General features: G+C 37.3%; 13 protein-coding genes. 12 read left to right on the top strand and 1 reads right to left on the bottom strand.

The window, feature by feature from the left end; genetic code table 11:
• Positions 1-220: 220 nt before the first annotated feature.
• The 9 genes from thiM (at position 221) to NCCP28_RS00765 (ending at position 8,057) form a co-directional block, all read left to right on the top strand.
• On the top strand, positions 221-1,045 hold the full coding sequence (gene thiM, locus NCCP28_RS00805) for a hydroxyethylthiazole kinase (RefSeq protein WP_375709364.1): 825 nt from the start codon (positions 221-223) through the stop codon (positions 1,043-1,045).
• Positions 1,042-1,857 carry a bifunctional hydroxymethylpyrimidine kinase/phosphomethylpyrimidine kinase gene (thiD, locus tag NCCP28_RS00800; protein ID WP_248559521.1) on the top strand — a complete coding sequence of 272 codons (816 nt, stop codon included), beginning with the start codon at positions 1,042-1,044 and terminating at the stop codon, positions 1,855-1,857. The genes thiM and thiD overlap by 4 nt, the downstream gene beginning before the upstream one ends.
• Before the next feature lie 17 nt (positions 1,858-1,874).
• Positions 1,875-2,528, top strand: coding sequence for a thiamine phosphate synthase (gene thiE, locus NCCP28_RS00795; RefSeq protein WP_248559520.1), 654 nt, complete (start codon positions 1,875-1,877; stop codon positions 2,526-2,528).
• 182 nt (positions 2,529-2,710) lie between these two features.
• Positions 2,711-2,854 carry a YjcZ family sporulation protein gene (locus tag NCCP28_RS00790; RefSeq protein ID WP_101177047.1) on the top strand — a complete coding sequence of 48 codons (144 nt, stop codon included), beginning with the start codon at positions 2,711-2,713 and terminating at the stop codon, positions 2,852-2,854.
• A gap of 339 nt (positions 2,855-3,193) precedes the next feature.
• Positions 3,194-4,459, top strand: a complete 1,266-nt coding sequence (locus tag NCCP28_RS00785) for an ammonium transporter (RefSeq protein WP_248559519.1) — start codon at positions 3,194-3,196, stop codon at positions 4,457-4,459.
• Positions 4,460-4,708: 249 nt separating this feature from the next.
• The gene (gene tnpB, locus NCCP28_RS00780) at positions 4,709-5,902 is read left to right on the top strand and encodes an IS200/IS605 family element RNA-guided endonuclease TnpB (RefSeq protein WP_248559518.1); all 1,194 of its coding nucleotides are present in this window, start codon (positions 4,709-4,711) and stop codon (positions 5,900-5,902) included.
• A 197-nt stretch (positions 5,903-6,099) separates the two neighbouring features.
• Entirely contained in the window at positions 6,100-6,240 is a 141-nt protein-coding gene (locus tag NCCP28_RS00775; protein ID WP_248559517.1) for a hypothetical protein, read from the top strand.
• 103 nt (positions 6,241-6,343) lie between these two features.
• Entirely contained in the window at positions 6,344-7,327 is a 984-nt protein-coding gene (locus NCCP28_RS00770) for a DUF294 nucleotidyltransferase-like domain-containing protein (protein WP_248559516.1), read from the top strand.
• A gap of 1 nt (position 7,328) precedes the next feature.
• Positions 7,329-8,057: an exonuclease domain-containing protein gene (locus NCCP28_RS00765; protein ID WP_248559515.1), complete on the top strand. Its 729-nt coding sequence runs from the start codon at positions 7,329-7,331 to the stop codon at positions 8,055-8,057.
• A 319-nt stretch (positions 8,058-8,376) separates the two neighbouring features.
• Here NCCP28_RS00765 and NCCP28_RS00760 read toward each other — a convergent pair whose 3' ends face one another.
• On the bottom strand, positions 8,377-8,724 hold the full coding sequence (locus NCCP28_RS00760) for a hypothetical protein (protein WP_248559514.1): 348 nt from the start codon (positions 8,722-8,724) through the stop codon (positions 8,377-8,379).
• Between the two features lie 436 nt (positions 8,725-9,160).
• Between NCCP28_RS00760 and NCCP28_RS00755 the strand changes: the two genes are divergently transcribed.
• From NCCP28_RS00755 to NCCP28_RS00745, 3 genes are read left to right on the top strand one after another with little or no spacing between them, the layout of a single operon-like run.
• The gene (locus NCCP28_RS00755) at positions 9,161-9,913 is read left to right on the top strand and encodes a DeoR/GlpR family DNA-binding transcription regulator (RefSeq protein WP_248559513.1); all 753 of its coding nucleotides are present in this window, start codon (positions 9,161-9,163) and stop codon (positions 9,911-9,913) included.
• The gene (gene pfkB, locus NCCP28_RS00750; protein WP_248559512.1) at positions 9,910-10,815 is read left to right on the top strand and encodes a 1-phosphofructokinase; all 906 of its coding nucleotides are present in this window, start codon (positions 9,910-9,912) and stop codon (positions 10,813-10,815) included. The genes NCCP28_RS00755 and pfkB overlap by 4 nt, the downstream gene beginning before the upstream one ends.
• 44 nt (positions 10,816-10,859) lie before the next feature.
• Positions 10,860-12,734 (top strand): PTS fructose transporter subunit IIABC, encoded by a 1,875-nt coding sequence (locus NCCP28_RS00745; protein ID WP_248559511.1) that lies wholly within the window; start codon positions 10,860-10,862, stop codon positions 12,732-12,734.
• Positions 12,735-12,793: the final 59 nt, after the last annotated feature.

Here is a 12,793-nt window from a genome sequence, read left to right as displayed (position 1 = left end):
GCCAGCGCAGGGAGGTGTAAACACACATGTCGGAACACTTTGACCTAAAAGGCGGAAGTGTTTTTTTATTGGGCTATGCTTGTGAGTTCGCTTTAAGCCGCTTCTTCTGTTGGCAAAAAAAGGAGGAGAGCTAGAAAGGAACCTGTACAGGCATAGCTTTTTATTGTGAAAAATAGGCATAAATAATGGGGAAAAAAAGGAGATAAACTATATGAATATAATGAAAGAAGTAATGGAATCGGGAGAAATATTAAATAGACTGAGAGAAAAGAACCCTCTTATACATAATATCACGAATGTTGTGGTGACAAATTTTACAGCAAATGGACTTCTTGCCATTGGGGCATCACCTGTTATGGCTTATGCAAAAGAAGAGGTAGCAGATATGGCGACAGTTTCAGATGCCTTAGTGTTAAATATAGGAACTTTAACAAAAGAAAATGTGGAAAGCATGATTATTGCAGGAAAAGCGGCAAATAAGGGGAATACGCCGGTTATCTTAGATCCTGTAGGCGCTGGCGCTACCGCTTATCGAACAGAAAGTGTTCAAAAAATCCTAAATGAAGTAAAGATTTCCTTGATGAGAGGGAATGCAGCAGAAGTTGCCGCAGTCAGCGGGATACAGGCAGAGATAAAAGGAGTGGATGCAGTAGGATTGAAGGAAGATGTTGTGGCAATTGCAAAAGCTGCTTCTCAAAAAGTGCAAGCACCTGTTGTTATTACAGGAAAAAAAGATGTTATAGCAAATGGAGATACTATCTATTTAGTAGCTAATGGGCATCCATTATTAACAAAAGTTACTGGTGCCGGCTGTTTATTGTCTGCTGTGCTGGCGGCTTTTATTGCTGTAGAAAAGGATGTTGTCAAAGCTTGCGCAGCTGGGCTTATTGCATATGGAGTTGCAGCAGAAATGGCAGCAGAACAAGGGGGCAATGAAGGGCCAGGAAGTTTTCAAATTCAATTATTAAATAAATTGGCGCAAGTAAATGAAGAAGACATTTTAAAAATGGCACGCATAGAGAAAGCGGGTGAATTTGCAATATGAAAAGAGCAAAAGCATTAACAATAGCCGGCTCTGATTCAGGCGGAGGAGCGGGGATTCAAGCAGATTTAAAAACATTTCAAGAACTGAAAGTATTTGGCATGAGCGCTATTACGGCCATAACAGCTCAAAATACACTTGGAGTGCATGGTGTATACCCAATGAGTCTAGAAGCAATTGAACAGCAGCTAGATGCCATTGGGCTTGACATGGGGACAGATGCAGTAAAAACAGGGATGTTATTTAATTCGGAAATTATTGAACTAGTAGTCTCTAAAATTAAACAATACAGGTGGCGGCAGGTAGTTGTAGATCCTGTGATGATTGCAAAGGGAGGATCTGCACTATTGCAGCAGGAGGCTGTGTTTGCCATGAAAAAATATTTGCTTCCCGTTGCAGCAGTGATTACACCAAATATTCCGGAAGCAGAGGAACTCACTGGCCTTAAGATAAAGTCTTTAGCTGAAAGGAAATTGGCAGCAGAAGCTTTGTTTGAATTAGGTGCAAAAAATGTCATTATTAAAGGAGGACATGCTACCGATGATAATTTGGCAGATTTATTATTTGATGGAAAAGATTTTGTAGAATTATATTCAAAAAGAATTTCCACAAAAAATACTCATGGCACAGGCTGTACATTTGCAGCAGCTGTTGCAGCTTGTTTAGCAAAAGGGCAGACGATGGAAGATGCATTTCAAATTGCCAAAGAATTTGTATATTGTGCGATTCAAAAGGATTTGCATATTGGAAGTGGCCATGGACCAACAAATCATTGGGCTTATCAAGAGCAGCAAAATCGTACGGTAAGAAGTTAGGAAAGAAGGGCTAAAGATTGAGCAGATACAGTAAGGAATGGATCCGAGAGAAATTGAAAGTATATTTTATCATGGGCAGCAATAATACAAATCATGAACATGAATTTGTTTTAACAGAAGCGCTAAAAGGCGGAGTGACGATTTTTCAATTTCGTGAAAAGGGAGACGGATCCTGTACAGGCAAGGAGAAAATAGAACTTGCTCGAAGATGGAAGGAAATTTGTGATGAATATCAGGTTCCTTTTATCATCAATGATGATGTGGATTTGGCCATTGAAATAGATGCGGATGGGGTGCATATCGGCCAGGAGGATGAATCTCCGGCATTTGTGAAAAAGAAAATTGGAGATAGGATGTTAGGTGTGTCAGCACATACGGTTGAAGAGGTTGAAAAAGCAATTGCTGCTGGCGCTGATTATGTGGGGATCGGTCCCATTTTCCCTACTAATACAAAAAAAGATGCTAAAAAAGTGCAGGGCACAAAATTAATTCAAGAGCTGAAAGCGAGGGGCATCGATCTTCCTATTGTCGGAATTGGCGGGATTACATCCAAAAATGCCAAAAAAGTGATGGATGCTGGAGGAGATGGAGTGGCAGTTATTTCTGAAATCAGCTATGGGGATTCTCCATTTCATCGTGCAAAACAATTAGAAGAAAGTATATTAGTATAGGTGAATAATAAAATACAATAGGTTTTTTGCGGAACATAGACATTTACCCAAACCCAATTAGAAATACTTGCATATGATGTTTTGTAAGGAAGTGTTAAGGAAGAAATTCTTTAGCAAAAAGCTTCCTCGTTAACGTGAGGTTGTTAACGATTAAAATATATATGTAGAAAGGGGAAGGTTTTATGTACGGTGGTTACGGTTATGGAGCAGGATATGGATACGGTGGTTGTGGATATGCTGGTGGAGTTGGATACGGCGGCGGATTTGCATTAATCGTAGTATTATTTATCTTGTTGATTATCGTTGGTGCGACATTTATTTGCTAATTGCAAGCAAAATTTAGGTTACTGGGGTGTATTAATATGTCATGTATCTGGCATATTAATACACCCCTTTTATTATGGAGAAGGTAGAAAAAAGAATGACGAACAATTATGGTAGCGCTTTCCTTGTTTGTTCATAAAAAAATAGTTTTTTATTCTAAAAGGCTATTAGATCACGTAAAATAAAGGGAAACAAATAATTATTTCATTTTTTTGAAAATTAAATAAAGAAATCGTATTGACAGAAAATTTAATATGGGTAAAATAAAGTTAATAAAGTGTTAGGAAATGTGACACTTAAAGTAAAGATAATATACATAATATAAAGGGGGAAAGCTCAAAATGGAAGAATTAGAGTTTTTAATGAACAGCTTGTGGACGATGGTTGCTGCAATTTTAGTTATTTTTATGTTAGGTGGTTTCATTTTATTAGAAGCAGGTTCTACAAGAATGAAAAATGCTGGACATATTGCTGGTAAAACAGTCTTTACATTTGGGGTTTCATCATTAGTATTCTGGGCTGTTGGATATGGGTTTATCTTTGGAGGAAATGGCAACTTTTTTGTTGGGTTAACTGATTTCTTCTATTCTGGCGCACAAGCAGATGGTGCAGCGTTACAAACATCCGTATTTTTTGTGTTCCAATTAGCTTTTGCTGGAATTTCTTTAACAATTGCTCTTGGCGGTTTTGCAGAACGTGCGAAATTATCTGTTTATGTTATTTTTTCACTTTTATTCTCTGCGATTGTATATCCGGTCATTGCCCACTGGATTTGGGGCGGCGGCTGGTTGGCTGAACATGGAAAACAAGACTTCGCCGGTTCTACAGTAGTTCATTTGACTGGTGCAATGGCAGCGTTGGCGGCTACTATTCTATTAAAACCACGTATTGGCAAATATAATGCGGATGGTTCGGCCAATCCGATTTTTGGACATAACCAAGTATACACAGCACTAAGCGTTCTTATCCTTTGGGTTGGCTGGTTTGGATTTAACGCAGGAAGTACAGTTTCTGTAGCAGATGGTTTTTTTGGGTTTGTTGCATTAAATACAAATTTAGCGGCTGCTGCCGGAGCAGTTTCTGCATTATTTATCTCTTGGCTTGTTTTGGGGAAATCGGATATTACAACCATTTTAAATGGGGCTCTTGCAGGATTAGTTGCAATTACAGCATCATGTGCATTCGTTGATACATGGGCAGCAGTTGTGATTGGTTTAGTTGCTGGAGTATTAGTATTCTATAGTGTTCGTTTCTTTGAAAACAGAAAAATTGATGATCCGATTTTTGCATTATCTGTACATGGTACTGCAGGTGTTTGGGGAACTTTATCAAATGGTTTGTTTGCAACAAAAGAGCTTGCTACAGTAGGTAAGCCTGGATTATTCTACGGAGGCGGTTTCCATCAATTAGGAGTTCAGGCGTTAGGTGTTGTAACATGTGCAATCTTCGCATTTGCTGTAAGTTATATTATCTTATTGGCTATCAAAAAAGTAAGCGGAATTCGTGTATCCGAGGAAGAAGAGATTATGGGCTTGGATATTAGTGAACATGGAACATACGGATATCCAGAAGCTTTCCTTCCTAATGAAGAAAGCAAAAACATATAATAAAAAAGACATGAGGGCCTCGCTATTATAGTGAGGCTCCGATTATTTTACAGATTTTCCGAACGAGAAAGTCTACTCCTTCAGGGGTGGGATGAAAGTGAGGTCAGATACGGAGTGCCGCAAAAACAACGGTTTGCGGTACTTCAAGTATCTGGAAATATAAGGAAGACAATAGTGGTTTCACTTGCCTTTTTTGTTTTCAAAATATGATAATAATAGGATCATATGTTCGTATGGGGGGTGAGGGGAATGACGGAAAATAATACGACCTATCATAAAGGATTTAAATTCCGTTTGTACCCAACTGAGGAACAAGCTACTCAAATCAATAGAACAATCGGTTGTTGTCGCTATTCTTATAATGTGGCGTTGAGAAAACAAAAAGAGAAGGACTTGTTATGGTGGATCACCGAAGAAATGGTTCAAAATGGACAGTTGCTTTCCAATGAATGGAAAGGTCCTCGATACAATGCAAATGCTTCGATGAAAGAAAATACGGCTTTTAAGAAAATCACTTCCTGGTTAAAAGAAGTAGATTCTACTGCTATTCAAAATGCACTTCAACATCTAGGAGAAGCCTACAATGCTTATTATAAAAAAGAAAAAGGTAAACCGAAATTTAAATCCAAAAAGAATGAAATGCAGTCGTACACTTCCAAATGTAACTATAATAAAGGTGTCGGAACGATACGAATAGTAGAGGAAAACTATATCACCTTGCCGAAAGTAGGGAAAGTTCGTTTTGCTAAATCAAGAGAAGTGACAGGAAGAATCATCGGCGCAACCGTTCGAAGAACACCTTCCGGTAAATATTTTGTTTCTGTTTTAGCAGAAGTGGGAAAAGAACCGACTCAAATCAGTATGTTCCAAACAGGTGTGGATGTTGGGTTGAAAGCATTTGTCACCCTTTCAGATGGCACTGTTATACATAATCCTAAATTTTTCTATCGTGTAGAAGAAAAAATGAAAAAAGAGCAACGAATTCTTTCTAGACGAGTAATTGGAAGCCGGAATTGGTGGAAACAAAAGAAAAAAGTAGCAAGAACACACGAAAAAATGGCCAATGCGAGAGAAGATTTTCTACAGAAGATCACGACAATGCTGGTTCACGAAAACCAAGTAATTAGCATGGAGGACATTCGTGTAAAAAATCTATTAAAAAATGGCAATCTGGCAAAGGCTATTTCGGATGTGTCGTGGGCAGAGTTTCGAAGAATACTCACTTATAAGTGTGAATGGTACGGCAAAGAACTGGTGGTAGTTGGTTCTAACTATGCTTCTTCTCAATTGTGTAGTCAGTGTGGGTTTAAAAATAAAAAAACGAAAAACTTAGCTATTCGGGAATGGCAATGTCCAAGTTGTCAAACTAAACACGACAGAGACCAAAATGCGGCAAAAAACATCTTGGCCGAAGGATTGAGAATCCTTTCAAAAAGCGAATGAATGTTATTCGTTTAGAACCGTGGGGCACACGGGGGTAGCCTAATGAGAGTCGCTAGAGATTAGGCTCTTTTTGCGAACCGAAGGTTTGTATGACATAGGAAAACTTGCAGCAAATAGAACGTGTGAAAGAAGATTCTATTTAACGAGCTTTGGGGTGGGAATTCTACTGCTTCAGCTGTGGGAGCAGTCAATGAATTATGATGTGCGCTTTATCTGGCTCAATGGCAAGTTGGATTTCCGCGACAAAATTAGAAGAAGAAACAAGTGATGGAAGTGGGGAGAAACCTGCCAGTAAAAAGCCTAATTGGAGATTCACTTCATCTGAAAGAATGTTATAATATATAACATGCGTAAAACAAACGTAACAAACGGCTAGGCTCGCTGTTTTAGGAGGATATCCTTTTTATCCACCGTTTATCTTTTATAAAGGGAAGTGCATGAATGTGCTCTTATACTATTCGAATCAGTCAAATAAAGGAATATAAAAAAACACAAATTAAGAAAGCATCAGAAACAAATGTGCAATTAAACAGGTGTCATGATGAAATCTTAAAAAAGGTTTTTGCAGTAGCTTTAGAAGATTATATAACTTCTGCCGGAAGGCCTCCTTGTGAATTTGTCTGGTTTGTCACTGGCAGTGCAGGAAGATTGGAACAAGGATTGTTCAGTGATCAGGACCACGGCATTATTTTTAAGGAAACAAGTGCCAGTCATCAGCAGTATTTTTTAACATTTGGCAAAAAATTAAGCGATGCGCTCAATGAAGTAGGCTATTCCTATTGTGAAGGAAATGTAATGAGCAGCAATCCTATTTGGTGCAGATCACTAGACGATTGGCAGAAACAGCTGTTGAAATGGATGGAAACAGGGAGTTGGGAAACGATACGGTTTTTGCAAATTTTTTATGATGCTAGAAAACTCGCAGGTGACGCTGTTTATGTAGAGGAGCTGCGAACGTTTATTCATGAATATCGTTTTTTTAAGCCTTCCCTTTTAAAACGATTTTCTAACAATGTCATGAGAATCAAAAAAGGTGTCGGCATTTTTGGCCAGTTTTTTGTAGAAAGAACAGGTCCTCATAAAGGCTCGATTCATTTAAAGAATACGCTGTATTTGCCGTATGTCAATTCCATTAGGCTGCTTGCCATCAAAGAAGGTATTCAAGAAACCTCCACGTTGGAAAGAATGAATCGATTAAAAACCATGGAGCGTTACCAAACAATTCTAATTCCTTATGAAAAATATTTTGCTGAAATATTAGCCTATCGAATTGGTTTATTTAGAAATGCCAAAACATACAGCGATGTTCATTTTTTAAATATTAATCAATTGACAAAAGAAGAAAGACAAGAAATTAAACAATTGCTGAGAAACGGAATAAAATTATATCAACAGGTTCAAAGGATAATTGAAAAAGGGTGTTAACATGGGGGTAGAATCTTTTCTTCAGTATATGCGAGATTTGTATGGAAAAGTAAATTCAAGTGTGTTAAATACAAATTCATCAGGATTTAATTCTCAGCAGCTTGCATTTATGAGGCAGTTTCAAAAGGATTTAAAAGTGGAGGTGGCAAGCCGCCTCGTTTTGCAGGATTTAAAAACAGTTGTATTTGATATTGAAACAACTGGTTTTTTCCCTGAAAAGGGAGATCAGATTATTTCTATTGGAGCGGTAAAAGTCATAGGCTGTGAAATACAGGAGGAGCAATTTTACTCGTTGGTTCACATTAAGGAAGAAGTGCCTGGAGAAATTACAGACTTGACTGGCATTAGCAACGATGATTTATTGGACGCGCCGAATTTATCAGAAGTAATGGTGAAGTTTTTTGAATTTATTAAAGATGATACATTAGTCGCCCATCACTCTTCACATGAAAAAAACTTTATGCAATCTGCATGTTGGAAGCAATTTAAAACACCTTTTAAGCATCGTATTGTTGATACCTCTTTTTTATTTAAAATTGTGGCGCCTAATCATTCCATTATCACGTTGGAAGATTGGTGCAAATACAGTGAAATCCCCATTGAAAATCGTCATCATGCATTAGGTGATGCAAAACTAACAGCTATTCTCTGGTCGCAATATTTGTGCAAGGCACAGGAGATGGGCTGTAACACTTTGCAGGATATATATGAAAGATTCGCAAAGCGCTAGGGTGCTGAAACAAAAAAAAGAAGCTGTAATCTCGATTACAGCTTCTTTTTTTTGTTTTGTATTCTTTTGCTGGTGCGGCTTTTTTATAACTCGTAAAATCCATTATCAACATGATTGATTTTGATGTATTGTCTTGATTTTTGCTCGAAAAAGCCGCTTCTCCTTAAAATCGAAAACATTTGGTGTGATTGATAGCTATATGCAATGATGCAGTGGATGAAAACATCTATATGTTGATTTGGTGGCAACTTATTCTGTCCATTTCCGCAATCATTTTTTTAGAAGCAAAAAAAACAGATGAAATAGAAAGATGGGTGAATTATTGCAGCAATAAAAATAAATAATAAATAATAATTATCAAAAAGGAAGAATAGATGATGGTTTTTGACCATTTCGGAGAAAGTTTCTTTCCTTTTTTATTTTTGTTGAAACCAATAAATTGAATGGTATTTTTGTACAAAACAAATACGAGAAGTGCGCAAGCGATATGCTGTAAAATGTATAAAGCATGAGAGCCTTTATACTGAAGAAAATCAGGGTTTGGGAAAGATGATCCAGTTATTCCTTCAATAATTGCATCATTGATTACACCAAACAGTGCAAAAAGAATAATAGCGGTAATAATCAACTTAACTAATTCTAAATAATAGTAGGAGATTTTGTTCATTTTATTAAATCCTTTTCCTGAAAAATTTTGTCGATTTTTTCATTATAGAAGAAATACAATAATAAAGCTAATAGTAGGAGGGAATTTCAGCTTTTTTCAGGTTATGTTAAAGCTTATTGTTGATTTTGAGACACTTTATTGATTGGAGCAAAAGGTGTGAGACTCCTGCGGGAGAAGCGAGTAAAAGGGAGACATTGCAGGCGACCGGATCGCCCGCGCAAAGCGAACGCTTGAAGCGGAAATCAATAGGAGGATTTAACAACGGTTATTTAAAAAAATAAAGAAAAAAACTGAAAATACGAAAAACGTTCACAAACTATCAAAATATGAAACTTTTTGACGAATTTTGAAAGAAAATGCTTGCTCATTGAAATCGATTACAGTATTATATGCTATATAAAGCAAGCACATACTCTAAAAAAGGGGATGTGAATAGGTGTTAACACCTGAACGCCATCAATTAATATTGCAGTTAATTAGGGAAAAAAATATTGTTAAAATACAGGAACTTGTAGAAATAACACATACTTCAGAATCGACGATTAGACGTGATTTAACATTATTGGAAGAAGAAGGTTTTTTAAAAAGAGTGCATGGCGGGGCAAGCAAAATGCAAGGGAAATTGACTGAACCAAGCATGAGTGAAAAAACATCCAAAAACCGTCATGAAAAACAAGCAATCGCCTCATTTGCAGCGCAATTTGTGGAAGAAGGGGACAGCATCTATTTAGACGCAGGGTCATCTGTAACAGAGATGATTCCCTATCTGGCACATAAAAATATTGTAGTGGTAACGAATGGACTAATGCACTTGGAACCCTTAATAAAACTTGGGATCAGCACCTATCTGATAGGGGGATATATAAAAGAAAAGACCAATGCATTAGTGGGCAGGGGCGCATTATTAAGTTTAAATAATTATCGTTTTGATAAATGTTTTATGGGAGTCAATGGTATTCATCCTAATTCAGGGTATACTACACCTGACCAAGAAGAAGCGATGATGAAATACGCAGCCATGAAACTTTCGAGAGAAGCATATGTACTGGCAGATAGCAGCAAGTTTTCGGAAGTGTATTTCTCTAAGATTGCAGATTTGCATGAAGCTACTATTATAACTAATCATCTTAATGAAGAAGTAAGTAAAATGTATGCAAGTAAAACACGTATAAAGGTTGTGAAAGTATGATTTACACATTGACATTAAATCCATCTGTTGATTACATTATCGAATTAGATGTGGTGCAATTAGGTGAGTTAAACAGAATAGGCAATCCAAGCAAATTTGCTGGAGGAAAAGGAATAAATGTTTCCCGCGTACTAAATCGCATGGGGGTTTCTAGCAAAGCTTTAGGATTTGTCGGTGGTTTCACTGGGGATTATATTGTCGATCAGCTGCAAAAAGAAAATATTGCAACAAATTTTGTAGAAGTGGAAGAAGATACGAGGATTAATGTAAAAGTAAAGGCTGATACAGAAACAGAATTAAATGCAAATGGTCCTGTTATTTCAGAAGAAAAGTTTAAAGAACTAAAACAAAAAATCGGAGAACTGACTTCAGAAGATTTATTAGTGCTTGCAGGCAGCATTCCATCTACTTTACCCAAAACAACATATGAAGAGCTAGTGGGAATTTGCCATAAAAATAATGTGTCATTTGTAGTGGATGCAGAAGGGGAACTATTAAACAAAGTACTTCCATACAATCCTTTTCTTATTAAGCCAAACCATCATGAATTGGGAGAATTATTTGATACAACAATAACAAGTGTGGAAGAAGTAATTCCATATGCTAAAAAGCTGCTGGAACGTGGTGCGCAAAATGTTATTGTATCTTTAGCAGGCGATGGCGCTGTATTGGTTAATGAGCATGAAACAATCATTAGCACAGTTCCAAAAGGCGAACTGAAAAGCTCTGTAGGTGCCGGAGATAGCATGGTAGCTGGTTTCTTAGCAAAATATCAAGAAACGCAAGATATTAGAGAAGCATTTCGCTATAGTGTAGCTTCAGGCAGTGCGACAGCATTTTCAATAGGCTTATGTACAAAAGAAAAAGTAGAAAGTTTATTGCCTCAAGTAGTTATTCAATAATAGCGAAAAATAAAACGAATAAATAGAAAAAGGAGCGTTATCTGATGAGAATTACAGAATTATTAACGCAAGAAACTATCCTTTTAAATATAGAAGGAACACAAAAAATTGATGCAATTAATCAATTAGTTGATACGTTAAATAATGCAGGGAAATTAGCAGACAAAGAAGAATATAAAAAAGCTATTTTAAAAAGAGAAGAGCAAAGTACAACAGGTATTGGAGAAGGCATTGCCATTCCACATGCGAAAACTGGCGCTGTAAAAAATCCAGCCATCGCTTTTGGACGTTCTGTAGATGGACTAGACTATGAGTCGTTAGACGGTCAGCCAGCTCACCTTTTCTTTATGATTGCTGCTCCAGATGGCGCAAATAATACCCATCTTGAAGCATTATCACGTTTATCTACTATCTTGCTGAAAGAAGAAGTGCGTGCTAAATTGCTTGCAGCAGCAACAAAAAAAGATGTGGTAGATATTATTGACAGTTATGATGAAGAAGAGGAAGAAGAAGAACAAAATATTGCAGACAAAAAGAACTTTATTGTTGCCGTTACAGCATGTCCAACAGGAATTGCCCATACGTATATGGCAGCAGACTCTTTAAAAGCAAAAGCAGCAGAGCTTGGAGTTGACATTAAAGTAGAAACAAACGGTTCTGGCGGAGCAAAAAATGTTCTGACGCCAGAAGAAATTGCAAATGCAACAGGTGTTATTGTTGCAGCAGATACAAAAGTGCAAATGGAACGGTTTAAAGGGAAGCATGTGTTGGAAACTCCAGTTGCCGATGGGATAAGAAAGCCAAAAGAATTAATTGAAAAAGCATTAAATCAAGATGCTCCTATTTATCAAGGCGGTTCTAGTTCAGCATCTTCTGACAGCGAAAGCGGCAAAAAAGGCAAATCAGGATTTTATAAACATTTGATGAATGGTGTTTCCAATATGTTGCCATTTGTTGTCGGTGGGGGAATTTTAATTGCGATTTCCTTTATGTTTGGCTATAATTCATCCAATCCTGACGATCCAAGCTACAATGCTTTTGCGGCAGTACTAAAAGCAATTGGCGGAGATAACGCTTTTGCTCTATTAGTTCCAGTTTTAGCAGGATTTATCGCAATGAGTATTGCTGACCGTCCTGGTTTTGCAGCAGGTATGGTTGGCGGTATGATGGCAGCAAGCGGCGGTGCCGGTTTCCTTGGTGGTTTAATTGCTGGTTTCTTAGCAGGTTATGTTGTTATCGGTTTGAAAAAAGCATTGCAAGTAATGCCTCAAGCTCTTGAAGGAATCAAAACGATTCTTTTATTCCCATTACTAGGAATCTTAATTACAGGATTATTAATGCATTATGTAGTAAACGGACCTGTTGGGGCGTTGAATACAGCTATTACAGATTGGTTATCTGGTTTAGGAACAGCAAATGCAGTATTATTAGGACTTATTTTAGGTGGTATGATGGCAATCGATATGGGTGGCCCAATCAATAAATCAGCCTATGTCTTTGGAACAGGTTTAATTGCAAATGGTGTGTATGAACCAATGGCAGCTATTATGGCGGGCGGTATGGTTCCACCGCTTGCGATTGCATTGGCTTCTACATTCTTTAAAAATAAATTTACAAAACAAGAACGTGACGCGGCTCCAACAAACTATATTATGGGATTATCTTTTATTACAGAAGGCGCGATTCCGTTTGCAGCAGCAGATCCATTGCGTGTTATCCCATCAGTCGCAATTGGTGCAGCAGTTACTGGCGCATTATCCATGTTCTTTAATATCGGACTTAGAGCACCACATGGAGGAATCTTTGTTGTAGGTTTAGTGGATGGCAGTCCATTATTATACTTCTTAGCCATTTTAATTGGTGCAGTAATAGGGGCCATTTTATTAGGAATTTTAAAAAAGCCACTAGCTGAAAAATAAAAATAAAACAAAAAGAGGATGTAAAGGTCGAAAAGACCTTTACATCCTCTTTTTTATGC

The sequence above is a fragment of the Niallia sp. NCCP-28 genome (assembly GCF_023168165.1).
GTDB lineage: Bacteria > Bacillota > Bacilli > Bacillales > Cytobacillaceae > Niallia.
This window is presented reverse-complemented; position numbering and strand designations above follow the sequence as displayed.

Excerpts from the sequence above, each read along its gene's own strand:
- thiM (WP_375709364.1), top strand. The coding sequence starts at position 221 with ATGAAAGAAGTAATGGAATCGGGAGAAATATTAAATAGACTGAGAGAA.
- thiD (WP_248559521.1), top strand. The coding sequence starts at position 1,042 with ATGAAAAGAGCAAAAGCATTAACAATAGCCGGCTCTGATTCAGGCGGA.
- NCCP28_RS00790 (WP_101177047.1), top strand. The coding sequence starts at position 2,711 with ATGTACGGTGGTTACGGTTATGGAGCAGGATATGGATACGGTGGTTGT.
- NCCP28_RS00785 (WP_248559519.1), top strand. The coding sequence starts at position 3,194 with ATGGAAGAATTAGAGTTTTTAATGAACAGCTTGTGGACGATGGTTGCT.
- tnpB (WP_248559518.1), top strand. The coding sequence starts at position 4,709 with ATGACGGAAAATAATACGACCTATCATAAAGGATTTAAATTCCGTTTG.
- NCCP28_RS00775 (WP_248559517.1), top strand. The coding sequence starts at position 6,100 with ATGATGTGCGCTTTATCTGGCTCAATGGCAAGTTGGATTTCCGCGACA.
- NCCP28_RS00770 (WP_248559516.1), top strand. The coding sequence starts at position 6,344 with ATGTGCTCTTATACTATTCGAATCAGTCAAATAAAGGAATATAAAAAA.
- NCCP28_RS00765 (WP_248559515.1), top strand. The coding sequence starts at position 7,329 with ATGGGGGTAGAATCTTTTCTTCAGTATATGCGAGATTTGTATGGAAAA.
- NCCP28_RS00760 (WP_248559514.1), bottom strand. The coding sequence starts at position 8,724 with ATGAACAAAATCTCCTACTATTATTTAGAATTAGTTAAGTTGATTATT.
- pfkB (WP_248559512.1), top strand. The coding sequence starts at position 9,910 with ATGATTTACACATTGACATTAAATCCATCTGTTGATTACATTATCGAA.
- NCCP28_RS00745 (WP_248559511.1), top strand. The coding sequence starts at position 10,860 with ATGAGAATTACAGAATTATTAACGCAAGAAACTATCCTTTTAAATATA.